23 protein-coding genes are annotated in these 26129 nt (G+C 60.4%); 4 read left to right on the top strand and 19 right to left on the bottom strand.

Going from position 1 to position 26129, the window contains the following annotated elements; translation table 11 throughout:
• Positions 1-97 precede the first annotated feature (97 nt).
• The gene (locus EZV60_RS13890; protein ID WP_135506200.1) at positions 98-1390 is read right to left on the bottom strand and encodes a capsule biosynthesis protein; all 1293 of its coding nucleotides are present in this window, start codon (positions 1388-1390) and stop codon (positions 98-100) included.
• Between the two features lie 145 nt (positions 1391-1535).
• On the opposite strand from EZV60_RS13890, the gene EZV60_RS13885 reads away from it, so the two are divergent.
• Complete coding sequence (locus EZV60_RS13885; protein ID WP_135506199.1) at positions 1536-2123, top strand: riboflavin synthase; 588 nt, start codon at positions 1536-1538, stop codon at positions 2121-2123.
• Positions 2124-2336: 213 nt separating this feature from the next.
• Here EZV60_RS13885 and EZV60_RS13880 read toward each other — a convergent pair whose 3' ends face one another.
• On the bottom strand, positions 2337-3392 hold the full coding sequence (locus tag EZV60_RS13880) for a proline racemase family protein (RefSeq protein WP_135506198.1): 1056 nt from the start codon (positions 3390-3392) through the stop codon (positions 2337-2339).
• A gap of 138 nt (positions 3393-3530) precedes the next feature.
• Here EZV60_RS13880 and EZV60_RS13875 point away from each other — a divergent pair, with 138 nt between their 5' ends.
• Complete coding sequence (locus EZV60_RS13875) at positions 3531-4496, top strand: MBL fold metallo-hydrolase (protein ID WP_135506197.1); 966 nt, start codon at positions 3531-3533, stop codon at positions 4494-4496.
• Between the two features lie 6 nt (positions 4497-4502).
• Here EZV60_RS13875 and EZV60_RS13870 read toward each other — a convergent pair whose 3' ends face one another.
• From EZV60_RS13870 to glpD, 16 genes are all read right to left on the bottom strand, one after another.
• On the bottom strand, positions 4503-5156 hold the full coding sequence (locus EZV60_RS13870) for a DUF3726 domain-containing protein (RefSeq protein ID WP_135506196.1): 654 nt from the start codon (positions 5154-5156) through the stop codon (positions 4503-4505).
• Between the two features lie 11 nt (positions 5157-5167).
• Positions 5168-6862, bottom strand: coding sequence for a hypothetical protein (locus tag EZV60_RS13865; RefSeq protein ID WP_135506195.1), 1695 nt, complete (start codon positions 6860-6862; stop codon positions 5168-5170).
• A gap of 71 nt (positions 6863-6933) precedes the next feature.
• On the bottom strand, positions 6934-8487 hold the full coding sequence (locus tag EZV60_RS13860) for a BCCT family transporter (protein WP_135506194.1): 1554 nt from the start codon (positions 8485-8487) through the stop codon (positions 6934-6936).
• 57 nt (positions 8488-8544) lie between these two features.
• The gene (locus EZV60_RS13855; protein WP_135506193.1) at positions 8545-9525 is read right to left on the bottom strand and encodes a membrane dipeptidase; all 981 of its coding nucleotides are present in this window, start codon (positions 9523-9525) and stop codon (positions 8545-8547) included.
• Positions 9522-10973, bottom strand: coding sequence for an aldehyde dehydrogenase family protein (locus EZV60_RS13850; RefSeq protein WP_135506192.1), 1452 nt, complete (start codon positions 10971-10973; stop codon positions 9522-9524). The genes EZV60_RS13855 and EZV60_RS13850 overlap by 4 nt, the downstream gene beginning before the upstream one ends.
• Positions 10974-11060: 87 nt before the next feature.
• Complete coding sequence (locus EZV60_RS13845; RefSeq protein ID WP_135506191.1) at positions 11061-11942, bottom strand: LysR family transcriptional regulator; 882 nt, start codon at positions 11940-11942, stop codon at positions 11061-11063.
• An 86-nt stretch (positions 11943-12028) separates the two neighbouring features.
• Positions 12029-13150, bottom strand: coding sequence for an iron-containing alcohol dehydrogenase (locus EZV60_RS13840; protein WP_167853531.1), 1122 nt, complete (start codon positions 13148-13150; stop codon positions 12029-12031).
• On the bottom strand, positions 13150-14637 hold the full coding sequence (glpK, locus tag EZV60_RS13835) for a glycerol kinase GlpK (protein WP_135506189.1): 1488 nt from the start codon (positions 14635-14637) through the stop codon (positions 13150-13152). Before glpK ends, EZV60_RS13840 begins: the two co-directional genes overlap by 1 nt.
• Positions 14638-14719: 82 nt before the next feature.
• Positions 14720-16441, bottom strand: coding sequence for an ABC transporter substrate-binding protein (locus EZV60_RS13830; RefSeq protein WP_135506188.1), 1722 nt, complete (start codon positions 16439-16441; stop codon positions 14720-14722).
• A gap of 78 nt (positions 16442-16519) precedes the next feature.
• The gene (locus EZV60_RS13825; protein WP_135506187.1) at positions 16520-16792 is read right to left on the bottom strand and encodes a DUF2160 domain-containing protein; all 273 of its coding nucleotides are present in this window, start codon (positions 16790-16792) and stop codon (positions 16520-16522) included.
• Between the two features lie 12 nt (positions 16793-16804).
• Positions 16805-17131 carry an SH3 domain-containing protein gene (locus EZV60_RS13820; protein ID WP_245306308.1) on the bottom strand — a complete coding sequence of 109 codons (327 nt, stop codon included), beginning with the start codon at positions 17129-17131 and terminating at the stop codon, positions 16805-16807.
• Positions 17131-18003 (bottom strand): carbohydrate ABC transporter permease, encoded by an 873-nt coding sequence (locus tag EZV60_RS13815; protein ID WP_245306307.1) that lies wholly within the window; start codon positions 18001-18003, stop codon positions 17131-17133. Before EZV60_RS13815 ends, EZV60_RS13820 begins: the two co-directional genes overlap by 1 nt.
• 4 nt (positions 18004-18007) lie before the next feature.
• Complete coding sequence (locus tag EZV60_RS13810; protein WP_135506185.1) at positions 18008-18877, bottom strand: carbohydrate ABC transporter permease; 870 nt, start codon at positions 18875-18877, stop codon at positions 18008-18010.
• Complete coding sequence (locus tag EZV60_RS13805) at positions 18877-19953, bottom strand: ABC transporter ATP-binding protein (RefSeq protein WP_135506184.1); 1077 nt, start codon at positions 19951-19953, stop codon at positions 18877-18879. The genes EZV60_RS13810 and EZV60_RS13805 overlap by 1 nt, the downstream gene beginning before the upstream one ends.
• Before the next feature lie 13 nt (positions 19954-19966).
• Complete coding sequence (locus tag EZV60_RS13800; RefSeq protein ID WP_135506183.1) at positions 19967-21055, bottom strand: ABC transporter ATP-binding protein; 1089 nt, start codon at positions 21053-21055, stop codon at positions 19967-19969.
• Between the two features lie 18 nt (positions 21056-21073).
• A complete protein-coding gene (gene glpD / locus EZV60_RS13795; protein ID WP_135506320.1) occupies positions 21074-22693 on the bottom strand; it encodes a glycerol-3-phosphate dehydrogenase in 1620 nt (539 codons plus the stop codon).
• A 237-nt stretch (positions 22694-22930) separates the two neighbouring features.
• Here glpD and EZV60_RS13790 point away from each other — a divergent pair, with 237 nt between their 5' ends.
• Entirely contained in the window at positions 22931-23692 is a 762-nt protein-coding gene (locus tag EZV60_RS13790) for a DeoR/GlpR family DNA-binding transcription regulator (RefSeq protein WP_135506182.1), read from the top strand.
• Here the strand turns inward: EZV60_RS13790 and EZV60_RS13785 are convergent.
• Positions 23674-24540 (bottom strand): LysR family transcriptional regulator, encoded by an 867-nt coding sequence (locus EZV60_RS13785; protein WP_135506181.1) that lies wholly within the window; start codon positions 24538-24540, stop codon positions 23674-23676. The genes EZV60_RS13790 and EZV60_RS13785 overlap by 19 nt on opposite strands.
• Before the next feature lie 108 nt (positions 24541-24648).
• On the opposite strand from EZV60_RS13785, the gene EZV60_RS13780 reads away from it, so the two are divergent.
• Entirely contained in the window at positions 24649-26121 is a 1473-nt protein-coding gene (locus tag EZV60_RS13780) for an aldehyde dehydrogenase (protein ID WP_135506180.1), read from the top strand.
• The last annotated feature ends 8 nt before the right edge of the window (positions 26122-26129 follow it).

Here is a 26129-nt window from a genome sequence, read left to right as displayed (position 1 = left end):
CTGCCCGGTCTCCTCGACCTGTTTTTGTACTGCCTCGAACTTTTTTGTCACAATAGCTTACGCGGGCGGTCAAATCCAGTGCAACCGTCGGACGCCGTCAGGTGACTGCCTGCAACTGTTGCCGCGGCGCCGCGGTACCGGAGACGAGCGCGTCATAGGGATCCTCGTCGTTGAGCATCATGTCGACAGCCTGCCGCAGCAGTTGTCTGCGGCCCCGGGCTGAATAGAAACCGCCCGCCACCTGGCTGGTTTCAAGCAGGTAGCGCCGATAATCGGCGTAGGCCTTGCGGTCGGGCCGCTCGGGCGCGGCAAAGAAATCGCGAAGGGGTTTGGTCGACACGAATTCTGGCTTGGCATAGACGGCCTCGCCGAAAGTCTTGAGCGGAATACCGCGCCAGAGCACCTGTTGCGCAGCGGTTGAGTTGACCGTCACGGCACTTCGCGCCTCGTCGAGTAGCTGCGCCAGCTTGCCGCCGCGGACGTAGTGTACGCGGTCGGCGATGTTGTGTTGTCGTGCGAGCCGCCGAAGCTCGGATCGGATCGGGATGCGCCCATCTTCGAGCGGATGGGCTTTGACGACAAGGTGATGATGTCGGGGCGCGCCTTTTGCAAAATTCTCGGTCACGGTTTCAAGGAATTCGGTCATCGTGGAGAATGGCGAATGCATCTGAAATGATGCGTCATGCTCAAGCTGCAGCAGCGCGAGATGGTACGGGAACCCGCCATTGCGAATACGCCGCGTCGCGATGCGCCGGTCAATGGCCTGTGCCGGCATCAGCAGCAGGCGCTTGATGTACAGACGAAATTCCTGGCTGACGGAAAGGGCGCGGTGCGGTCGGAAGTTTCGATAGCGTCGATTGAGGAAAAGAACGCATCCGTGATAGGCCGCCCCGTAGAAAATATGCTGTCGCATGTCGCCCCACGAAGCGGGCGGCAGGGCGCTGTCCATGTCGGAATTCTCCAGCGCGCGGCGCATATCCGCCACGCCCATTTCCATGAGGCGTGAATTTCCGTTGCTGCCACCCCGCTCATAGGTCACCCAGTAGGGCCGCAAGTAGCCTTCCTCGAAAACGTGAATGCGTAATCCGGCTGTGCGCGCCGCTTCGACGGCCTGGGCATGGATGGGTCTTGTGTCGCCATATAGAACAAGGTCCGTCACGCCCTTTTCCGACAGCAGCTCGCGGAAGGCGCCGCGCCAGTTGTCAATGGTTCCGGTGAAGGGGATGTACTGGCCCTTTTGGGGCCAGAATGCCGCGTCGCCCGCGTTGAAGCCCACGCGCCAGACCTGAGCGCCTGCACGGCAGAGCATCGTTCCGAGCTTTGCGAAAAACGGCCCGTGCGGCCCCTGAAGAAAGAGGAAAACCAGATTATCGCCGGAAAGCGCACTCATATTAGATCGCCTGCTTTCGTCTGCTCTTTTGCTTTTTGGTCGCACTACCTCAGTATTGGGGCGAATTTAAGACCCGGGCAAGAGGCCGTCTTGCCAGAGCGCGCCGCGCCCGCTAGGTCCGGATCAAAGCACAGGGAGCGCTTTCATGTTTACAGGTATTATTACCGATATGGGCGAGATCCGCGCCGTTGAGACGCGCGGCGACATGCGTGTGCGCATCGGCACCCGCTATGACATGAGCGACGTCGATATCGGCGCCTCGATTGCCTGCGACGGGGTTTGCCTGACGGTGGTCGACAAAGGCGCGGACTGGTTCGACGTGGACGTATCCGCAGAGACTGTATCAAAAAGCAATCTCGGGACGTGGTCCGAAGGCCGTCGTGTCAATCTAGAAAGGTCACTCAAGGTCGGGGACGAGCTTGGCGGGCATATCGTATCGGGACATGTCGACGGCTTGGCAGAGGTTGTTGACCTTCGTGACGATGGCGACAGTACCCGCGTGACCTTGCGTGCACCGGAGGCACTTGCACGGTTCATCGCCCCAAAGGGATCCGTTGCGCTGAACGGGACGTCGCTGACAGTGAATGAGGTGGAAGGCCGGGACTTCGGCATAAATTTCATCCCGCATACGAAAGAAGTTACGACCTGGGGCCAGACAAAGGTGGGGGACCAGGTCAACCTGGAGATCGATACGCTGGCGCGCTATGTGGCGCGTCTGCAAGAGGCCGGCTGAGCGGCTGAAATCCGCGCAAATTCGGGCAGGAGTCACTTCCCGCTGCGACAGAGCGTCGGTTGAGGTATCATGAATTTATTCAACGTACCGTTTTTCAGGCTTCAGCCATGCTTCGTATTCGCAACTATCATATCATTGCCGGTCTTGCCGTCGTCGTTTTCGTACTCGCCACTGTAACGGGTGGTGTGGGACCCTACTAACGCCGGTTTCACGTCAGGCCCAGATATCACCGATCCTGTAACCTTGCCGGAACGGGTCGGTTGGATCGAGCGTCCACTGAGACAATCCGGTGATCCATCCCTGTCCCGACAGAGACGGGATGATTGCAGGATGTCCCGCGACTTCCGTTACGTCTGTGATCGACCCCGTGAAAAGGGTTCCGAGCGGACCGGCATTGACGAAATCCTGCCCCGGCTTCAACTCGCCGCGAGCGAAAAGTGCTGCCATGCGCGCGCAGGTGCCCGTACCGCACGGCGAACGATCCAGCGTGCCGGGCACGGCGTGCGGTTTGTCAGGATCATACCCGCCGGATGAAACCGTGACGGCGTTGCGTTGATGCGTGCCGGGGAGTACCGGCGCGCCGTAAAGCTGCGTGATGGTCGGCCCCGTAATCGCAGGATTTTCGGGATGTGCGACGGGCAGTTGCTCTTGCGCCGCTGAAAGAATGCGTTCGGAAACCTGTACGATCTGCGCACCGTTCTCGGCGGCAAGAGAGACGCCAAGAGCATCGGCATCGGCCAGCACATAGAACATCCCGCCCCAGGCGATATCCACGGCGATGCGCCCCAAACCTGGCACGTCGAGCGATGCGTCGAGATGCAGGGCAAAAGCCGGCACATTTTGAAATGTCACCTGCACAACCTTGCCGTTCTTGCAGTCGGCGCGCACCCGGATCAGACCGGCAGGCGCTTCGAGCGTCAGGTTGGTGACCGGCTCAGTCATCGGAAGAATGCCGGTTTCGAGAAGCACGGTCACGACGCAGATCGTGTTGGAGCCTGACATCGGCGGATACTCCGTCTGCTCCATGATAATGAAACCCGCGTCGGCCTTCGGATCACAGGGCGGCACAAGCATATTGCAGCACAGCGCCGGATACCCACGCGGTTCTCGCAGCATCAGAAGACGCAGATCGTCGTGATTGCGCGCCATGTCCTGCATTTTTTCGAACACGCTGGCGCCGTGAAGGATCGGCGCGCCACCTGTGATGACGCGACCGGGCTCGCCTTCGGCATGGGCTTCGACGGCGGTGAGGATGCGGGACGTGCGCATGGGAACTGCTCCGGTGACCTCGGTCGAGAGTATGAGCGGTCTGGGTGCCGGTCCAGCGGCAAACATATTCAGAAAACGTGTTGCGTTGAACGAAGGCGTGGCTATCCTCGCGTGAAATGTAAACGGGGAGGATCCACAATGCCGCTTTTCAAACCCACGCGCCGCGAGATTATGAAACTGGCGGCCGCTGCGCCGGCCTTCGCGATGCCGGCAGCGGTGCGCGCTGAGCTAGGCCGCCCCGTCGGTGAAAACCCCGGCTTTTTCCGCTTTTCGGTCGGTGATGCGCGCATCACGATCGTCTCTGACGGTTGGTTCAGCCTGCCTACCACCGGGCTTGGCATCAACGCCCCGCGCGAGGAGGTTCAGGCGTTTCTTGAGGCCAATTATCTTTCACCCGAGGAGGGGTACTCTCATACCAACCATCTTTACGTCGAAACTGGGGACGCAAAGGTGCTGGTTGACGTTGGATCCGGCAATCGGTTTTTCGACACCGCAGGTCAGCTGATGCGCAATCTTGACGCGGCAGGGATTGATCCGTTCGCAATCACCCACGTGGTCATCACGCATGCCCACCCCGACCACATCTGGGGTATCAGGGACGATTTCGACGAGGCAATCATTCCGGATGCCGAGTATATCCTAGGCGAGGCAGAGCATGCCCACTGGATGCAGGACGGTCTGGTCAACCGCGTACCGGCGGAGGATCAGCAATTCGTCGTCGGCGCGGTCAATTCGATCGAGACCGAGGGTGTCGAGTGGACGCTTGTCGGTGATGGATACGAGGTGGTGTCGGGGGTGACGCTGTTTGATACACCGGGTCACACGCCGGGTCATATGAGCGTGCGCGTGGATAGCGGCGACAGCTCCCTGATCGCGCTTGGCGACGCGATGAGCCACGCCTACACGAATTTCGCGCACCCCGGCTGGTACAATAATTTCGACAGCGATGGCGAGCAGACGGTCGCGACTCGCAAACGATTGCTCGACATGGCGGCCGAGGACCGTATCGCGGTTTTGGGTTATCACTTCCCGTTCCCGGGCGTGGGCCATGTGAAGCGCGACGGCGATGCATATCGCTTCGTGCCCGCGCTCTGGCAGTTTTGATCGACGTCAGTCGTTGTCGCTAAGCCCCGCGCCGGCCCCGGCGCGGCGGCTTTCCTCGGTTTCGGGCGCGTAGGTGCGGTGGGCCAGCTGTTGCAGGCGCGCGGCCGGGTCAGCGCTGACATGCGCGCGATACGCGCGGATAAGAGGCAGGCCAGTCACCGATGTCGCCGGGGTGAGAGTCGCGCCCTCGACCTGCGCAAGGCTCAACGTGGCGGGATCAGGCAGGTGGATGCCGGTCTGACCTGCGCCGCGAATGATCTTCAGACCGGGCCATTCGAGCATGAGCGGCACACCCGTCCGATCCGCAGACCAAACCATATAAGGTACGAGGAAGAGGGGCGCCGCCACAGCGCCGAGTTGCAAGGTCTCTCCCGACGCCCAACGCGGCGCAAGATCGCAGATCGCGGCGCCCGTGATCAGAGGGCAGAGCGTGCCAAGCCGCGCGCGCCATGGCCCGGTGCAGCTTTCGGGCCGGATATCGTCGTAGGCGACACCGTCCAGCCTTGTCAGCAAGTCGGCCAGCAATTCGGCCCCTGGCCATCCCGCGGCACAGATCCAACGTGTCGCCTTCCCTGCTTCTTCGGCATGACCCCAGCCATAGCCGGCCCCTCGCACGGCCTTGCGCGCCAGCCCCTCTATTTCATTGAGTGACCAGTCCATGCGCTTGCGTCCTATTCCGCGGCCAGTGGCAGCGGCGGCAATGTCCAGTCGTCGCCGGTCACGCGGTCAAGCTCGTGCGGGAAGGGGGCATGCTGGTACATATTGATACGCAGCCAGCGGTCCGAGCGCGGGTCGAAATGACAGGCTCCGAAGAATGACAGCTTCAGCCGCAGCATATCGATGGGCAGCATGCGCGCGTCGAGCGTGTTGTCGCGAATCTCGGCATAGGGCAGGCGCGCGGCCATCTGGGCGCGGCGGGCGATATGCCGGAACTCGGGACGCCGAAGCAAGAACGCGGCTGTTGTGGTGGCCTCGGTATCTTGCAGCGCGGCGTGAAGTCTTGCTGCATCTCTCCCCGGGCCCAAGGGTTGTTCATAGGCTTCCAGAGGTTCTTCAAAGCGCTGCCCGAGCCGCGGCTCCAGCTTGGCCTCCGACACGTACCAGACCCGGGCACAGGGTGCGGGATCGGTCCAGTCGATTTTGAGCGCCCAGCCATAGACATCCTCAACGATCCCGCGCAGGTCTGAAACGGGCATCGTGCCGTCGATGGGCCACGCGGTGTGCTCCTCCGCCGACATGCACGAGGCGAGCTGGTCAACGATGGTTCCGTGCGGTTCAAGGATGAGCGAGGCCAGTTGTTCCTGTCCTTCCATCGACAGGTGATCCTGGGCCCACAGCCAAAGCCGGTTCCAGGGATAATCACTGGTGAGATCCGCCTGGCTTAGATGCGTGGCAAGAGCAGCCATATCAGCCCGCAGGGCATCAAGCTTCTCAACCTGCAGGGGGTGCTCCGAACTCCAGCTTTGCGCGTGCATCTGGGCGCGGATGACGAAGGTGCGGAACGCCTCGACCTCTGCCGCGCCGCCTGTGGGAAGCGACCTCACGCGCGCAAGCGCTTCCTCGCGCGCGGCAATCCAGGCGTTGAGCAGTTGGGGATGATTGATCAGAAACGGCGCCATCCCGAGCCCGGTTGAATTGCCGATCCCGAACCGGCGGCGCAGCGCCGGGTCGAGCGGCACGGCCGTCAAAGGCGCGCGGGCGCGGGCCATATGCTCGACCAGATCCATGACGAACGCGCGTGTCAGGTAGACCGACAGCATCTCGATCTGGAAGGGCCCGGCGCATTCTGGACGGTGGCGTGTGTATTCTCGGTCCGCCGCTCCGAACTTGCCAGACCCATAGACAGCCGTGGTACGCATCAGGTAGCCGACAGTGTCGACCAGGCTCTGATCCGGTTGTCGCCCTTCGGAAAGCGCGTCGATCACATGGTTCCAGAGCCGGACAGAGCGGTTGGCACGGCTCAGTGACAATTCGCGGTCAGAGATGCGCCCAGCCTCCTGCTTGGGGACATTACCCCGCAGCCTGGCGATGTCTGCATCCGTCGGAATCCCGTCGAAAAGTGTGAATGTCGCGTCCCAAGCGGTGGCGATCACCCGATCCGAGCGTTGCTCGGGAGGCAGATCATGCGAGAAGGCAACCAGCGAATAGGCGCGTTCTGGTCCATGGGCGGTGTAGACCGCGTGACCCACGCCGGCGCTGTCAATCTCGAACGCGGGCACGTCAAAGCGCCACTGTTCGGCTGCCATGCGGCGCAGAAGCTGGCGCATGAAGCTAAGCCGCGACTGATGAAAAGAGCCAAGGCGCGCCAGCCTCATGACCACGTTCGGGTCGCGCGGGGCGATGGTGGGGGGTGAAGCTTGGGTCATCCTGGCACCTCCGGTCTTTCTTCGAGTTGAGCATATCCGGGCGGCCCTGCCTAGGGCCGCCCGGGGCTACGTCATTTGCCCTCGCGGCCCTTCATCAGGGTAATGCGCGGCGCGTCCCAAAGCGACGGCAACAGCACCAGCGAAACCGGCACGGCGGTCACGACGATGAAGCTTTGCAGTTTCGAGATGCCGCCCGAGCCGGTGTAGATGAGGATGAGCGCCATGGCCGCCATGGCCACACCCCAGAAAATGCGAACGGGAAGCGCGGGGCGGTCCTCGTTCGACATGGCCACCGAGATCACATAGGTCATCGAGTCCCCCGTCGTGGCCACGAAAACCGTGGTCAGGATCAGGAACAGGACCGAGACAAGGAAGCCCATCGGAAGCTGCTGGGTGATTGCCAGTAGAGCGGCAGGCAGGTTAAAGCCTTCGAAGGCTTGCGACACGCTGCCCGGGTTCGACAGTTCATAAGCCATGCCCGTGCCGCCGATGATCGAGAACCAGAAGGCGGTCACGATGGGGGCGATGAGCGCCAGCATGATCACGATCGACCGGATCGACCGCCCGCGTGAGATGCGTGCGATGAACATCGCCATCAGGGGGCCGTAGCCCAGGAACCAGCCCCAGAAAAAGACCGTCCACCAGCCAAGCCAGCCCGGATCGCCGAAGACCCCGGCCTCGCCCCGGTAGAGCGCCATCGGGAAGAATTCCTTGAGATACGTGGCAAAGCCGCCAAAGAAGCCCTTGAAGATGAAGGCAGTCGGGCCTGCGATCAGAATGAAGGCCAGAAGGATCGCGGCGAGGATCACGTTGAAACGGCTCAGGATCTGAATGCCTTTCGACAGGCCGGTCGCCGCGGAGATCGTATAGATCGCCGCAAGCCCGATAATGACGGCGGCCTGCGTGGCAAACGTGTCGGAGATGCCGAAGAGTGCCGAAAGGCCGTAGCTTACCTGCAGACCAAGAAAGCCGATCGGGCCGACCGTGCCGGCAACAACCGCGATGATGCAGGAGGCGTCGGCAATGAGGCCTATAGGACCCTTGATCGCCTTGTCGCCGAAGACGGGGTAAAGCAGCGTGCGCGGCGAAAGCGGCAAACCAAGGTCGTAGTGGTAATGCATCAGCATCACGGTCGTCAGCGCGCCGAGGATCGCCCAGGCCAGAAAGCCCCAGTGCATGAAGCTTTGTGCAAGTGCCGGATTGACCGCCGCCTGTGTTGCGCCTTCGGCCCCGTAAAGCGGTGGCGAGGACAGAAAATGCGCCATCGGCTCGCCCGCGGCCCAAAAGACGCCGCCGCCCGCCAGAAGCGTGCACATGATCATGGCGCCCCACTGGAAGACTGGGAATTCTGCTTCGTCGCGGTTGCCCAGGATTGCACGGCCACCGGGTAGCACGACCAGCAAAAGGCCGATCAGGAATGTGGCCAGCAGCAGCAGTTGCCAGTAAAGGCCGAAATACCGCGCGGAGAAGGCAAAGCCCGCATCGACCATGCTGGACAAGAGATCGAGATCAAACAGAGCCACCGCGCAAAAGAGCGCGATGAAGCCGCCGGTGATGGCAAAAAGGGGCTTGTTGATGTGGTGCATCTGCCCTGTCGTCTTGGTTTCGTGGGTCGTGTCGGACATTCGGGGTCTCCTCATATGAACATCCGTGGGTGGGGCGGACCCCTGTGTCCGGTCGCCTCAGGGCGCCGGGCCGAAATTCTCGTCGTAGAAGCGCAACCAGTTGTCACCAAGGATCCCGGCGACTTCGGCTTCGTCGAAGCCAACCTTGCGCAGGCCGTCTTCGAGATTTCCGAAGTCTCGGTTGTCACGGAACCACTCTGGCTGATCCGGAAAGCCCGGCGCAGAGGCTGAGCCCTCGCCATAGTCGATTTCCTTCGACCAGCGACCGACCCGCATCCATTCGACAACGCTGTCTGGCTGATCCTGACACAAGTCCGAGCCGATGCCGAAATGCGTCGGCCCGAAACGTTCGGCGGCCATGGCGATCATCTCGCAAAAGCTTTGCAGCGTGCAGTCGGATTTGTTTTTCAGGTGATGCGGGTACATCGAAAAACCCATCATTCCGCCATTCTCGGTCACCGCGCGCACCACGTCGTCACGCTTGTTGCGCAATGCGGACTGCCAGCTGTGCAGGTTGGCGTGCGTGATGGCGATGGGGCGTTCCGAGATATCCGCCGCCTCGATTGTCGAGCGGTCGGCGGAATGGGACATGTCCACCACTAGCCCGACGCGGTTCATCTCCTTGATGACCTGTTTGCCCATCCGGGTGATCCCTGCATCCTCGGCCTCGTAACAACCCGTCGCGAGCAGCGACTGGTTGTTGTAGGTCAGCTGCATGAACCGCGCGCCCAGATCGTGCCAGATCTCGACAAGGCCGATATCGTCCTCGATGGGCGAGGGGTTCTGAAAGCCGAAGAAGATGGCGGTGCGGCCGCTCTCGTGCGCGGTGCGCACATCGCCCGCCCACCGCCCCTTCATGATCAGGTCGGGATATTGCTCGAACCAACGGTTCCATTGTTCGAGGTTGAGCACGGTTTCGCGGAAGGTCTCGTGATACGCGATGGTGACATGCACCGCGTCGAGACCCCCCTCGCGCATCTGGCGAAAAATCTTCTCCGACCAGTTGGCGTATTGCAGGTTGTCGATCCGGTAGGTCATGCCGGTTTGCCCGCCGAGATATAGGCGGTCTTGACGGTGGTATAGAATTCGCGCGCATAGGTGCCCTGTTCGCGCGGCCCGTAAGAGGAATTGCCGCGCCCGCCAAAGGGCACGTGATAATCCGTACCGGCGGTGGGCAGGTTGACCGTGACCACGCCGGTCTGCGCGTTGCGGCGGAAATGGGTGGCGCGCGCCAGATCGCGCGTGACGATGCCCGAGGTCAGACCGAACTCGGTGTCGTTCACGACATGCAGCGCCTCGTCATAGCTGCCGACCTTGATCACGGAGGTCAGCGGCGCGAACATTTCCTCGCGGTTGATGCGCATCTCGTTGGTCGAGTTTAGGAACACGCCGGGCGACATGTAATAGCCTTCGGTCTCCATCGTCAGGCGCTCGCCGCCACAGGCCAGTTCGGCGCCTTCGGATTTGCCAAGCTCGACATAGGACAGGTTTTCGTTGAGCTGCTGTTCGGAGACGACGGGCCCCATCTGCGTGCCCTCGGTCAGCGCATGGCCCACTTTCATCGCCTTGGCGCCCGTGACCAGCTTTTCGACGAAGGCGTCATGAATGCCTTCATGGACCACCAGCCGGGACGACGCGGTACATTTCTGACCGGTGCCGCCGAACGCGCCGCCAAGGGCGAGCGTCACGGCAAGGTCCAGGTCGGCGTCGTCCATAATCGCCAACGCGTTCTTGGATCCCATCTCGGCCTGGATTTTCGTGAAGTTGTGCACGGCGGCCGTGGCGATGCCACGTCCCACCGGAACCGAACCGGTGAAGGAAATTGCGTTGACGCGCGGGCTTTCGACCAGACGCTGACCCACGTCGCGGCCTGGGCCCATCACAAGGTTGAAAAGCCCGTCCGGGATGTCCTGCTTGGCGATGATCTCGGTCAGGGCAACTGCCGAGGCGGGCGTCAGGTTCGCGGGCTTCCAGATTACCGCATTGCCATAGGCCAATGCCGGCGCGATTTTCCAACTGGCCGTGGCGGTGGGGAAGTTCCATGGGCTGATGACGGCCACTGTGCCGACAGGCTCACGACGCACATCGACTTCGATATCAGGACGCACTGAATCGGCATTTTCGCCCAGTTGTCGCAGGACCTCATGCGCGTAATAGGTAAAGAACTGACCTGCGCGAAACACCTCACCCTTGCCCTCTGCCAGCGGCTTGCCCTCTTCGCGGCTGAGCAGGCGACCGAGTTCTTCGGCACGGGACATGAGCTCGTTGCCAATTGCCGAAAGGACATTCTGTTTGCGTTCCAGACCGTAGGCGGCCCACTGCGCTTGCGCTGTGCGCGCTGCGCTTAGCGCATCTTCCAGTTGTTCGGTCGAAGCCTGAGCGAACATGCCGACGAGATCCGACAGGTCGGACGGATTACGGTTTTCGATCTCGGATGCGCCCGCGACCCACGCGCCGGCGATATAATTCTTCTTCGTCTCTGACATGGTTGATCCCTTCGAAAGCCGCATAAAATTTGGCGGACTCCATAGGATTTCTTCCGTCAGTTCAACTGCAAAGTTCTGATGGAAATTTCAGAATCTCTGAAATGGCGCTTCTGCAGCCCTTATGGCGTCGACAAGGGCGCGCGCGGCGGGTGTCATGGTGGAGGGGGCCGGGGATGCCATCCAGACCTCGCGTCGTACTCCGTCATCTGCCAACGGCAAAAACGCGAGGTCGGCGTGACCGGGACGCAAGACAAGCTCGGGCAAGAGGGTCACGCCCATCCCCGCGCGCACCAGTGCCAGGATCGAGGCCGTGTTGTTCGCGTTCAGCGCCGAACTCGCCAGAATTGGGGCGAAGCCGGGATCATCGATCTGTTTGCAAAGACCGTTGGCAATGAAAGGCATGTCCTTCAGATCGGACCAGGTCAGACTGGTCCAATTCTGCGCCAAGGGACTATCAGCTTGGCAAACAAGGCCAAATCGGTCTGAAAAGAGCAAATGCCGCTCGAGCCCTGGCAATTCCGGCTGGCTCGCCAGGCCAATATCGGCGCGGCCTGCCACCAGATCGGCCTGAACCGAAGCGGAATCCGTATCTTTCACATCAAGCCGCACATCAGGATGCTGTTTGACGTATGTGCGCAAGATAGGTGGCAAGATGGACTGCGCGACCGAGGGCGTTACCGCAAGCCGGACATAGCCGCCGCGCGCTTGCGCCAGTCCTTCGATGGCCGCGATCGTCGTGTCGAAATGCACCAGTTCCCGTCGGGCCTCGTTGCGGATGAGCTCGCCCAGAGGCGTCAGCCGCGACTTGCGCCCGGCCTCGAATAACGGTGCACCGATGTGATCTTCGAACTGACGCAACATCATCGAAACGGCCGATGGCGTGCGCGCCAGCGTCTCTGCCGCCGCGGAAAGGCTGCCGCTGTCGGCCACGGCCATGAAACACCGCAGCATTTCTATTTTGATCGCCAATTTCAGAAAGCCTTTCTTTTCGCGGGGCGAACTTCCGTCTTTCTGAATACTTTTCGAATGAAGCTCGTGTAAAGCCTCGTCACAGTTCAGGCGGCGGCGGTCAGCGCTTCGACGAGCATCGCATCCGATAGTTTCACCGGGTTCGCCTTCATAGAGGAAGAGACCTGTGCCTCTGCGGCGACGGTGGAAAAATCGCTGGCCTTCAGGCCCATCTGTACAAGACCCGGAAGGCTATGGTCACGTGCCCATGCCGCAAGATCGTCGGTGCCGAGTGCCGCGGTAATCCACCGGACAACCTCCGCAATGCGCGCGGCGATCGGTCCGTCCCGGTTGAGCGCGACCGAATTCAAGTTGAGGACATGTGGCAGCAGCGCACCGCACACGGCGCCATGTGGCGCCTTCGGGGCATGACCCCCGATCACTCCGGCCAACCCGTGGACTGCTCCGAGCCCGGCATTGGAAAGCGCAAGACCACCAAAGAGGCTGCAAAGCGCGAGATCATCCCGGGCGGTCGCCTCTTCGGTCGTCATCAAAAGCGCCAAGGCTTGTAACCCGCGCGGAATGGCATCGCGGCAAAGCGCGTCCGTTACCGGATTGGCGCGCGAAGAAATATAAGGCTCGATCACTTGGGTGATGGCATCGAGACCGGAGGCGAGCGTGGTTTCCGGCGGCGTGTTGTCGGTCAGTGCGGGATCGACAAGCGCGATATCGGCGATCATGCGTGGGTCACGAAGCGAGACTTTCCGGTTATGGCTCGGAACGCCGATTACCGCGTTCTTCGTTACCTCCGCGCCGGTTCCTGCAGTGGTCGGAATGGCCATGAAGGGCGCGGGCGACGCCGCAAGCGGCTGACCTTTTCCCACCACTTCGAGGTGATCGAGCGGATCGTTTGACGAGGCGAGCAATCCGGCCACGGCCTTGCCCAAGTCCATGGCCGCGCCACCGCCGATGGCGATCACGCAATCCGCTTTTGTCGCACGCGCTGAGGCAAGTGCGCTCATCAGCAGATCCAGATCGGGTTCTTTAGGACAGGCAAAGCTCTGAACGGGCATGTCGAGCGCGGCAATAAAGGGTTCTGCGTGGCGTGGCGTGGCGCCGTGCACGACAAAGACGCGCGTTCCGAGCTTCATCGCAAGCGATGGGGCTTTCGCAAACTCGCCACGGCCGAATAGAATTTGCGTAGGCGCCGTAATGCCGAAGGGCGCGATCATACCGAAATCGTGGCTTCGACGGCGCGTTTCCAAGCTGAGTAGCGCGTGCTTCGCGTCGCGTCGTCCATCGCCGGTTCGAACCGTCGTTCGAGCGCCCATCCGCTGGAAAACCCGTCTGCGTCCGGATAGACACCCGCCTTCATTCCAGCCAGCCAAGCTGCTCCGAGAGCGGTGGTTTCCAGTACCTCGGGCCGGTCCACCGGTGCGCCGATAATGTCTGCCAGAAACTGCATCGCCCAGTCAGATGCGCTCATACCGCCATCGACGCGTAGGACCTGTCCGCCGCCTTCCGGCACCCAATCCGCTGTCATCGCCTCCAGCAGGTCCCTCGTCTGAAACCCGACGCTTTCGAGAGCCGCGCGGGCAAGCTCGGCCGGCCCTGAATTTCGGGTCAGGCCGAAGACCGCTCCACGGCAATCCGGTTGCCAGTAAGGGGCGCCAAGCCCTGTGAAGGCGGGGACGAGAATGACGTTCTGATGCGGATCGGCTGTGTCGGCAAGCGGTTGGGTTTCTTTAGCTTCGCGGATCAGTTTCAGCCCGTCGCGCAGCCATTGAACCACGGCCCCCGCGATGAATATGGAGCCTTCGAGCGCGTAGGTCGGTTTGCCGTCCAACTGATAGGCAATTGTCGTCAGCAGCCGATTTTGCGAACGTACCGGCGTATCGCCTGTGTTGAGCAGGGCGAAGCAGCCGGTACCATAGGTGGATTTCAGCATGCCGGGATTGAAACAGGCCTGACCGACGGTCGCTGCCTGCTGATCTCCCGCCACGCCGAGGATGGGAATCTCGCGTCCAAAAAGATCGGGACGTGTGGTGCCATAATCATCCGCGCAATCGCGCACCTCGGGAAGCATCGACATGGGCACGTTCAACAGATCGCAGATCGTCTGGCTCCAGCGCCCCTTGCGAATGTCATAAAGCAATGTGCGGGACGCATTGGTGGCGTCCGTCGCATGCACCTTGCCGCCTGTCAGTCGCCAGATCAGGTAGGTGTCGACTGTTCCAAAAAGTAAATCACCGGCCTCCGCCTTGGCGCGTGCGCCCTCGACGTTCTCGAGGATCCAGGCCAGTTTCGTTCCTGAAAAATACGGGTCGAGCAGAAGACCAGTGCGCTCGGTGATCATGTCCTCGTGGCCTTGACCCCTTAGACGGCGGCACGTCTCGGCGGTGCGGCGGTCCTGCCAGACGATGGCGCGATGCATCGGCTGCCCGGTCTTGCGATCCCAGACCAGCGTGGTTTCGCGCTGGTTCGTGATGCCGATCGCGGCGATGTCGGCGGGGTCGATGTTCGCGCGTTCGATCACGCCGCGACACGTGCTGGCAGTGGTGGCCCAAAGATCGTCGGGTGCGTGTTCAACCCAGCCCGATTGCGGGAAATGCTGGGCAAACTCTTCCTGATCGGTGGCGGTGACGCGCAGGTTGGAGTCGAACAAAATGGCACGGCTCGACGTGGTGCCTTGGTCAATGGCAAGAATATGGGTCATGGTCTTGGTCTTTGCATGAAATCGTGCCCGCCCCAAGAAAATTGGGGCGGACACATAATGGCCATTTCAGGCGGTCCCCGATCTACTTCCAGCTGGCGATCAGCTCGTCATAAGAGACGGTCTTGGGCTCTTCGTCCTCATTCTCCAGTTTGGGGTAGGGCGCGCCGGGCTGCTCAAGCCAGTAGGACGGATCCTGCGGCTCGTTCATCACCGGTCCGAGATCGCCTTGTACGCCAGCCCGTTCCAGACGCTCCAGCACACGCTCCTGATCTGCGCACAGGCTGTCGAGCGCCTCTTGCGGCGTTTTGGCGCCGGACATGGCGTCACCGATATTCTGCCACCAGAGCTGCGCGAGCTTCGGGTAGTCCGGGACGTTGGTGCCGGTGGGCGACCACGCGACACGCGCGGGCGAACGGTAGAATTCGATCAAACCGCCCAGTTTGTCGGCGCGCTCGGTGAAATGGTCCGAGTTGATCGTCGACTCGCGGATAAAGGTGAGACCGACGTCTGATTTCTTCAGGTCCACGGTCTTGGAGGTGACGAATTGCGCATAAAGCCATGCGGCCTTGGCGCGATCCACCGGTGTGGACTGCATCAGCGTCCAGCTGCCTGCGTCCTGATAGCCGATCTTCTGGCCTTCTTTCCAATAGACGCCATGCGGCGAGGGGGCCATGCGCCACTTGGGCGTGCCGTCCTCGTTCATCACCGGCAGGCCGGGCTCGACCGTGGCGGCGGTGAACGCTGTGTACCAGAACATCTGCTGGGCGACGTTGCCCTGCGCCGGGATCGGGCCTGCCTCGGAGAAGGTCATGCCGGCGGCGGCGGGTGGCGAATACTTCTGCAGCCATTCGATCGCCTTGGTGACGGCATAGACCGCCGCGGGCGCGTTGGTGGCCCCGCCGCGCGACATGCACGATCCTGTGGGCTGGCTGTTTTCGTTCACACGGATGCCCCATTCGTCCACGGGCAGACCGTTGGGTTCACCCACGTCTCCCATGCCGGCCATGGACATCCACGCGTCGGTGTAGCGCCAGCCGAGGCTTGGGTCTTTCTTGCCGTAGTCCATGTTGCCGAACACTTCACCCTCGACGCCCAGATGGCTCAGATCGCGACCGGTGAAGAATTCCGCGATATCCTCATAGGCCGACCAGTTGACCGGCACGCCGAGGTCATAGCCGTATTCGGCCTTGAAATCTTCCTTGTTCTTCTCGTCGTTGAACCAGTCGTAGCGGAACCAGTAGAGGTTCGCGAATTGCTGGTCAGGCAGCTGGTAAAGCTTGCCATCAGGACCTGTGGTGAAGGACGTGCCGATGAAGTCATCGATGTCGAGCGTCGGCAGAGTGACGTCCGCGCCTTCGCCCGCCATCCAATCGGTCAGGTTGCGCACCTGTTGATAGCGCCAGTGCGTGCCGATCAGATCGCTGTCATTTACATAGCCGTCATAAATGTTCTCGCCCGACTGCATCTGCGTCTGCAGCTTTTCCACCACGTCGCCCTCGCCAATGAGGTCGTGGGTGACGTTGATACCGGTGATGGCCGAGAACGCGGGCGCGAGCACCTGGCTCTCGTATTCATGCGTGGTGATGGTCTCCGAGACCACCTTGATATCCATGCCCGCAAACGGTGCTGCGGCGTCGACGAAGAACTGCATCTCGGCTTCCTGCTCTTCGCGGGAAAGCACGGAAAGGCCGTCGATCTCGTTGTCGAGAAACTCCATCGCCTCTTCCATGCCCGCGAAGGACGCGCCGCCTGTCAGGCTGAGCGCGACCGCGAGGGCCGTGGTTGATCTGAGTGACAAGTTCATCTGGTTCCTCCCATTTTATATGAACGTCTTGTCGGTATCTGCGCCCCCGGGCTGGCCGGAGGCGCGGGGTTTGGTCGCCTAGACCCAGCGAAAGACCGCTGCAGCGTAGACGAGGCAAAGAATGAGCGCATAGGGCTGGTTCGCGCCGACAAGGCCGAGCCAGGCCAAATTGATAAAGGCCGAGCCAAGCAGCGTGATGAAAAGCCGGTCGCCCCGTGTCGTTTCAATCCGCAGGATACCCGTGCGCGGAGTTTCCGGGAATTTGATCGCGAGGATCGTAAAGGTGATGAGCAACAAAGCGATGACGCCAAAGAAGGCGGCGGTCGGCCATGTCCATGCCATCCAGTCCATTAAGGTTCCTCCTTACGGGTAAAATTCGCACCAGGCATTGTAGATCCAGCCGCGAAATCTTGCCTCTTTACCGCCTTTAGAGCCGTTTTCGACGTAGAGCCATTTGCCCTTCCCGCCGTAGATGTACGCGGCATCGCCGTTATGCAGGCTGCCGATTTGCTGGTACTTGGTCCCGGGTCCGGTGCGCAGAGCAAGGAAGCCGTCGCCGTTGGGGTCTAGACCCTTGACGAGACAGCCGCTGTCGGTTGGGCCACGGTTGTCCGGAACGACGATGCTTTGCGCCGAAGCCATTGACGAAAGCGCGCCTAGAAGGACCAGAGATATCAAAGTTTTCTTCATCATACTCTCCCTAGGGCAAAGCCCTTAGCGATGTAGTTGCGCACAAAATAGATCACGAGGGCGCCTGGCACGATGGTCAGAACCCCGGCAGCGGCCAGCACGCCCCAGTCGATGCCCGCGGCCCCTTGGGTGCGGGTCATGATGGCGGCGATGGGCTTGGCGTCGACGGTCGTCAGCGTGCGCGAGAGCAGCAGTTCGACCCAAGAGAACATGAAGCAGAAGAACGCCGCAACGCCGATGCCCGATGCGATCAGCGGCATGAAGATCTTTACGAAGAAGCGCGGGAAGGAATAGCCGTCGATATAGGCGGTCTCGTCGATCTCCTTGGGTACGCCGCGCATGAACCCCTCGAGGATCCAGACCGCCAGCGGCACGTTGAAAAGGCAATGCGCCAAGGCCACGGCGATGTGGGTGTCGAAAAGACCAACCGAGGAATAAAGCTGGAAGAAGGGAAGCGCAAAGACCGCCGGCGGCGCCATGCGGTTGGTCAGCAGCCAGAAGAACAAGTGCTTGTCGCCCATGAAGCTGTAGCGCGAGAACGCATAGGCGGCGGGCAGGGCCACGGCCACGGAAATTACCGTGTTCATCACCACGTAGATGAGTGAGTTCACATAGCCCATGTACCACGCCGGATCGGTCAGGATGGTCGCGTAGTTCGCCAGCGTAGGCTCGGACGGCCAGAGCGTGAAAGAGTTCAGGATTTCGGTGTTCGTCTTCAGGCTCATGTTCAGCAGCCAGTAGATCGGCAGCATGAGGAACACGAGATAGAGCGTCATCACAACGGCGCGGGAATTGATGCCTGCACGCACCCGCTTGTTGGCGCCGCTTGGGGTGAGCTTGCCGGGGATCTGATCTGCGGTTGTGTCGCTCATCGCCTCAGCTCCCCTTTTTGTCGAGATTGGTCATGACGGTGTAGAACACCCATGAGATCAGCAGGATCACGAGGAAATACATGATCGAGAACGCGGCCGCAGGACCCAGATCGAACTGCCCCAACGCCATCTTCACCAGGTCGATGGAGAGGAAAGTGGTGGCGTTGCCGGGCCCGCCGCCGGTGACGACAAAAGGCTCGGTATAGATCATGAAACTGTCCATGAAACGCAGGAGGATGGCGATCATCAGGACGCCCATCATCTTGGGCAGTTCGATATAGCGAAAGACTTTCCAACGCGACGCCTGATCGATCTTGGCGGCCTGGTAGTAGGCGTCGGGGATCGACTGCAGCCCGGCATAGGCCAAGAGCGCCACCAGCGAAGTCCAGTGCCAGACATCCATGACGATGACCGTGATCCACGCATCAAGCGTGTTCTGCGTGTAATTGTACTCAATACCCAGCGCCGCAAGCGTATGGCCCAAAAGGCCGATATCGACGCGCCCGAAGATCTGCCAGATGGTGCCGACCACGTTCCATGGGATCAGAAGCGGCAGCGACATCAGCACGAGGCAGACGGAGACCCACACGCCTTTCTTTGGCATGTTAAGGGCTACGAGGATGCCCAGAGGCACCTCGATGGCGAGGATGATAGCAGAGAACAGAAGCTGCCGGCCTAGCGCGTCCCACATCCGCTCGGAATGCAAAAGCTCGTCGAACCATTCCAGCCCGGCCCAGAAAAACTGATTGCCCCCGAACGTGTCCTGCACGGAGTAGTTCACCACGGTCATCAGCGGGATCACGGCAGAGAACGCCACCAGTACCAGCACAGGCAGGACAAGAAACCACGCCTTTTGATTGGGAGTCTTGTCCATCACGCGGCCTCTTCTTTGACCCGCCAGTCATTGGCGTAAACATTGACATGGTCAGCATCGAAGGCCACGCGGGTCATGTCGGCCCTGATCTCGTCGGCTTCAGCCGCGACGATATTGATTTCGGTCCCGAAACAATCGGCACGGATGATCTTGTGGCGGCCAACATCTTCGATCCTGCGGATTTTCACGGGCAGTCCCTCGCTGTCCGACAGGCGGGCGAATTCCGGGCGCACGCCGATGGCGATGTCGCCCTGCAATTTGCCGTAACCGCGCGCAAGCATCACTTCCGCGCCGTTTATATAGGCACGGTCGCCGTCCACTTTGGCCGGGATCACGTTCATTCCGGGTGAGCCGATGAAGTAGCCAACGAAGGTGTGCTCGGGCGTCTCGAAAAGCTCTTGAGGTGTGCCGATCTGCACCACGCGCCCGTCATGCATCACGACGACCTTGTCGGCGAATGTCAGCGCCTCGGTCTGATCGTGGGTGACGTAGATCATCGTATGTCCGAATTGTTGGTGCAGGCGCTTGAGCTGCGTTCGTAACTCCCATTTCATATGCGGATCGATGACCGTCAGCGGTTCATCGAAGAGAAGTGCGTTGACGTCCTCTCGCACCATCCCGCGTCCCAAGCTGATCTTCTGCTTGGCATCCGCCGTCAGACCGCGCGCCTTGCGATCGAGCGTATCCTCCATACCGATCATCGCCGCGATTTCCTGTACACGGGTCGCGATATAGTCCGCATCCGCACCACGATTGCGAAGCGGGAACGCGAGATTGTCGCGCACGGTCATGGTGTCGTAGACGACCGGGAACTGGAAAACCTGCGCGATGTTGCGCGCGGTGGTGGGGGCGTGGGTGACGTCTTGATCGTTGAAAAGTATCCGCCCCTGGCTGGGCTGCAAAAGCCCTGAGATGATGTTCAAGAGCGTGGACTTGCCACAGCCCGAAGCGCCCAAAAGGGCATAAGCCTCGCCATCGTTCCAGTCGTGGTTCAGTTCCTTGAGCGCAAAGTCATCTTCGCTGCCGGGATTGGGCAGGTAGGAATGCGCGAGATTGTCGAGCGTGATCTTTGCCATTATCGGGTCCCCGTCAGGCCGCCATCGCATAAGAGGCCGGCGCTTTGAGCGTGCCGTCCTCGTCAAAAATGTAAATGTGCGACGGGTCCAGGTAGACAGCGATGTCGCGGTCGAGTTCCAGATTGTGGACGCCGTGGATCAGGCCCACCCAACGCGTCCCGGCATGATCGAGATGCACGAAAGTTTCCGATCCCGTGATCTCTGTCACCCTCAGGGTCGCCTGAAAGCTGAGCGCGTTGTCGGTGTGCTGTATGATCTCAAGGTGATTGGGCCGAAAACCGGCTGTGAACCGACCATCGGGCAAATTCGCCAGCGGTCCTCTGGCAGGCAGGCTTTGCCCTTCACCGAACATCAGCTTGCCGCCCGTCTTGGAGATCTGAAGGAAATTCATCGGAGGGTCGGAGAACACGCGCGCCGTCGTGGCATCGGCCGGTTTGCGATAAACCTCTGCCGTAGGGCCGAACTGGGTCACGCGCCCTTCCCACAGCGTGGCTGTGTTTCCGCCCAGAAGCAGGGCTTCTTCGGGTTCCGTCGTGGCGTATACGAAGATTGCGCCGGATTCTTCGAAAATGCGGGGGATCTCGATGCGCAGTTCTTCGCGCAGCTTGTAGTCCAGATTGGCCAACGGTTCATCCAGCAAAACAAGGCCGGCGCCTTTCACAAGCGCTCGCGCCAGCGCACAGCGCTGCTGTTGTCCGCCAGACAGCTCCAGCGGTTTACGCTGCAGCATCGGGGTCAGTTGAAGCATCGCCGCCGTCTCTTGCACCGCACGGTCGATCTCGTCCGATGGTTTGCCAAGAAGACGCAGAGGGGAGGCGATATTGTCATAAACCGACATCGACGGGTAGTTGATGAATTGCTGATAGACCATGGCGACACCACGATCTTGCACGCGCTGCCCGGTCACATCGTCACCCTGCCAGAGGATCCGCCCCGTATCTGGTACATCTAGTCCGGCCATCAGCCGCATGAGCGTCGTCTTGCCTGCAAGAGTTGGCCCAAGCAGAACGTTCATTGTCCCGTTCTCAAGCGTCAGATCGGTCGGGTGGATGTGGATTTGTCCCCCTACCTTTTTTGACACGTTGTCCAAAACCAAGCTCATCGAAACGTCCTTGTCATCCTATTCAGCAGCCGCCGCAACCGAGCCATCGCGCACGGTTTGCGCGCGCATCCAGTCGTCGAGTACCGCGATCTCGTCCTCATTCATGCGCAGGCCAAGCTTGCTGCGTCGCCAGACCACGTCGTCTGCCCGCTTGGCGAACTCGTGTGCCATGAGCCAGCGGACCTCATGCGCCGTCAAGGTTGCGCCGAATTGCCGGCCAAGATCATCGACCTCGCGTGCCGTGCCCAGAAGGCGTGCTGCGTCGGTCCCGTAGGCGCGAACCAGGCGAAGCGCCCATCGCCGATCAAGAAAGGGATAGTCCTGCATCAGTTTCTCGATCAAGCCGTTGACGCCATCGACCTCGAAATCGCCGCCGGCGAGCGAGGCCCCGGCAGTCCATTGCCCTGACATCTGCGCAAAGAAGGGTTTGAAGCGGTCCACCGCGCTTTGCGCAAGCCGGCGGTAGGTCGTGATCTTGCCGCCAAAAATGTTCAACAAAGGAGCGCCGTCTTCGTCGAGCTTGAGTACGTAGTCCCGGGTCGCGGCCGTTGCCGATTTGGCACCATCGTCATAAAGCGGGCGTACCCCGGAATAGGTCCAGACGATATCGTCGCGGGTGACGGGTTCCTCAAAATACTGGGACGCAAAATCGCACAGATAGTCCTGTTCTTCCGGTGTGCATTCCGGTTTTTGCCCGGGGTCCGGATGATCGGCGTCGGTTGTCCCGATGAGCGTGAAATCCGTCTCGTAAGGTATGGCAAAGATGATCCGACCATCGGTGCCTTGGAAGAAATAGCACTTGTCGTGATCGAAAAGCTTGCGCGTCACGATATGGCTGCCACGCACCAGACGCACCCCTTCGCGGCTGTCGATATGGGTCACATCGTGGATGATATTGCCAACCCACGGTCCGCCCGCATTCACCAGGGCCCGGGCGTGACGAAGCTTTTTCTCACCGGTTTCGCCGTCTTCGAGACAAAGTTCCCAAATATCGTCCACGCGCTTGGCTGAAATCACCCGGTGACGTGTCAGGATTTCGGCGCCCCGTTCAGCGGCGTCGCGCGCATTCAGCGAAACGAGGCGCGCATCTTCAACCCAGCAATCGGAATACTCGAAAGCCTTCTCAAATCTGTTCTGAAGCGGCGCACCTTCGGGCGCCCGACGCAGATCGATTGACCGGGTGGCGGGCAGTATTTTGCGGCCACCGAGCGTGTCGTAAAGGAAAAGACCCAGCCGGATCAGCCAAGCCGGGCGCCGCCCGCGCATCCACGGCATGATCTTTTCCAAAAGCCGGGACGTGGGCGTGCCTCCTTCGAAGCGCATGTCGGGATGGTAGGGTAGAACGAAACGCATCGGCCAGCTGATATGAGGCATGGCGCGCAGCAACGTTTCGCGCTCGATCAACGCTTCGCGGACCAGTCTGAATTCAAAATATTCAAGATACCGAAGACCGCCGTGGAAAAGCTTGGTTGATGCGGAAGAGGTCGCCCAAGCGAGATCGTTCATTTCGGCGAGGCAAACCGACAATCCACGACCCGCCGCATCACGGGCAATTCCACACCCGTTGATCCCGCCGCCAATGACGAACAGGTCGCAGATGTCGGTTTGATCCGTGTGAGCCGTCAACGTCCCCTCCATACGTTGCATGGCAAGCGAACCATAAAGCGTAGATACTTGTCAAATTCTTCTTTCGTTTATTTTCGTTTTTGAAAAGTTCTCGCATTTCGAGCTTCAGTATCTATACTTTTCACCACGGGAGGATGGCGATCTTAGGCAATTTAAAAGGGCTTTTGCGAATCGGTGCGCATCTCTCTCGCCGAGATCAGCAGCGGGCCAGGTAAGAAAAACGAATGAAAACGAACTTTGACGTGATCCATGTCTCAAACTTTCCGACACCCCGAAATCCTTGAGATCGCGCGCGCTGAAGGAAAGGTCGTGGTCGAGGACCTGGCAGACCGTTTCGGTGTTACCGTCCAGACCATACGACGCGATCTGACCGAGTTGGCCGATGCGGGTAAGCTTGAACGTGTGCATGGCGGCGCCGTGATGCCGTCCGGCGTATCGAACATTGGCTATGAGGATCGACGCGACCTCAACGAAGCTGCCAAACGCGCCATCGCCAAGGCCTGTGCGCATGAAATTCCCGACGGCGCGTCTGTCTTTCTTAACATCGGTACCTCGACCGAGGCCGTCGCCCGCGAACTGCTGTCCCACCGGGATCTGATGGCGGTCACCAACAACATGAACGTGGCAAATATTCTGGTCGGCAATCCGAATTGCGAGATCGTCGTTGCCGGCGGGGTATTGCGCCGCTCTGATGGGGGGCTTGTGGGTAACCTGACTACCACGACGATTCAGCACTTCAAGTTCGATTATGCCGTAATCGGTTGTTCGGCTCTCGATCTCGAAGGCGACCTTTTGGATTTCGATTTTCAGGAGGTCCATGTCAGCCAGACGATCATCCGGCAGGCTCGTCGTACGTTTCTTGTGGCGGACAGTTCGAAGTTTCAGCGCAGCGCACCGGCCCGCATTGCCTCTTTGCGCGAGATCGATGTCTTTTTCACCGATCAGCCACTTGCAGCAGAACTGGCGGCGCGTTTCTCGATCTGGGGAAACGCCTATCGGATCTGTGATTGATCCGTCGTTACGGGCTCTGCCAGTCGGGCCGCAAGCGGGCCAAACCAATCCCAATTCCGTGCGACGACATCATTGACCACCAGGTTTTTCTTGCGGGTGAATACCGGTGCGTCGGTTCTCTCGATCAAGCGTCCCGAACGTTGATACGGACCGGCCAGCGCCCGGGGCAGATAGGCCGATCCACCACGAGAAAGAATGTGTTGAAGCGACCACCATGAGCTGTCGAAGCTGATACGCGCGACGCCGGCATGGTGGTAGGCTTCATCGTGCTGGCGTCGGAAATCGAGGCCGTGATCCACGAAGACGTAAAGCGGATCGGCGTCTATCGGACTATCGGCCCGCGTTGAGTAGAGCACGAGTTCCTCGGCCGGCAGCGGATGCACTGTCTGGTTGCCGCGCGCCACAGCGGCATAGGTCACGATCACGTCCACCATGCCTTCGTTCAACCACGTCTCGAGCTCTTGCGGCCCGGCCTGTTTGACCGCCACGGCCATTTCCGGGTGGCCTTCGACCACCCCGTTGAAAAAGGCGCGCCCGGGTCCATGCCAAAGCTCGGGATCGCATCCCAGCGTGCAGACCGAGGCAAGGCCCGAGGGCAGAGCCGTCTCGTACCTGGCCTGTCTCCATAGCCCGGTCATGATGCGCGCATATCTGAGAAATCGCGTGCCTGCCGGCGTCAGAGTTGCACCCGACTTATGTCGATTGAGGAGCGGCTGCCCAAGCGTATCTTCCAACGTCTTGAGCCTGGCCGTTACGGTCGATTGGGTCACGTTCAACCGCTGCGCGGCCCGGACAAGACTGCCGGTGTCGACGATGGTCACAAAGGTTTGCAGGGCCGCGATATTCATGCGGTATAATTCACATTTTCCGAACTTAATCAGCAATTAATTTCATTATTCAAAATCGAGCTGCTGTGAAACACTGGGGGGTGTCAAAATTGGATGGGGCAGGGCCAGATGACTTCACGCTACGCGATGCTGATTGACGGAGACTGGGTGCAAGCGAGCGACGGCGTTTTCTTCGGGTCGGCAAATCCCGCAACGGGCGAAATCTGGGCCGAAGTACCCGAGGCCACGGCAGAAGATGTGGACCGCGCGGTGAGGGCTGCGCATCGCACGTGTTACGAAGGACCGTGGGCGGCAATGACGCCGTCGCAGCGTGGACAATGCCTGCGCCGTCTCGGCGATCTACTTTCCGAGCGCTCCGAACATCTTGGTGAAATCGAAACGCGCGACAGCGGCAAGATGTTCAAGGAAACCCGTTGGCAGGCGAAGTACATCGCTGAGTTTTTTCACTTCTACGCTGGCGCTGCCGACAAGATTGCCGGTGAGACACTGCCTATCGACAAGCCCGACATGTTCGTTTTCACAAATCGAGAGCCATTGGGAGTCATCGCGGCCATTGTGCCGTGGAATAGCCAGCTTTTCCTGACGGCCGTAAAGCTCGGTCCGGCTTTGGCGGCTGGAAATACGGTTGTTTTGAAGACGTCCGAACATGCCCCCGCTGTTATCCTCGAATTCGGCAAGCTCATTGCGGAGGCGGGCTTTCCCGATGGGGTTGTGAACATCGTCACCGGCCACGGCGATCCCTGTGGCCAGGTCTTGACCTCGCACCCAATGGTCGCGCGGGTTTCTTTCACCGGCGGGCCAAGCGCGGCCCGGCACGTGATCGGAAACTCCGCAAATAATTTTGCTCAGGTCAGCCTCGAGCTTGGGGGCAAATCTCCATTCATCGTTTTTGCCGATGCCGATCTCGAGAGTGCCGTCAACGGGTCTGTCGCCGGAATTTTCGGGGCCTCGGGACAAAGCTGCGTCGCGGGATCCCGTCTGATTGTGCATGAGGATGTTGCAGACGAGTTCTTGAAGCGGATGACCGAAATCGCCGCAGGAATCCGCATCGGCGACCCTATGGCAGAAGATACCGAGATGGGGCCGCTTTGCACGCATGGTCAGATTGAAACGATCGAGCGCGAAATAGCGCGAGCGCAAACAGAGGGGGCGCAACTTCTTTGTGGCGGAGCGCGCGCCGAGGCCGGCCCCCTGTTTTACCAGCCGACCATCCTTGAATGCCCGTCTCCCGACCTCGACATCGTCGATACCGAACTTTTCGGTCCGGTCTTGTGCGTCTTGCGATTCCGGACCGAAACCGAGGCTCTCGCACTTGCCAATCAAAGCGAACACGGACTGGCCGCAGGCATTTTTACCCGCGACGTGGCGCGTGCGCACCGCATGGCGCAGGCGGTGCGCGCCGGTATCGTGTGGGTCAACACATACCGGGCGATCTCGCCCGTGGCCGCATTCGGGGGCGTGAAAGCCAGTGGATACGGCAGAGAAAGCGGATTTCAGGCGGTTTATGATTACACGCGTCCGAAAACCGTTTGGATGAACCTGTCAGAGGAACCGGTTGCCAACCCGTTCCAGATGCGTTGAGGAGAAAC

Origin of the sequence: Roseovarius aestuariivivens, from assembly GCF_004761875.1 — a bacterium.
GTDB classification, from domain to species: domain Bacteria; phylum Pseudomonadota; class Alphaproteobacteria; order Rhodobacterales; family Rhodobacteraceae; genus Roseovarius; species Roseovarius aestuariivivens.
The sequence above is the reverse complement of the archived record's forward strand: the minus strand, read 5'-3'. Positions and strand labels throughout refer to the sequence as shown.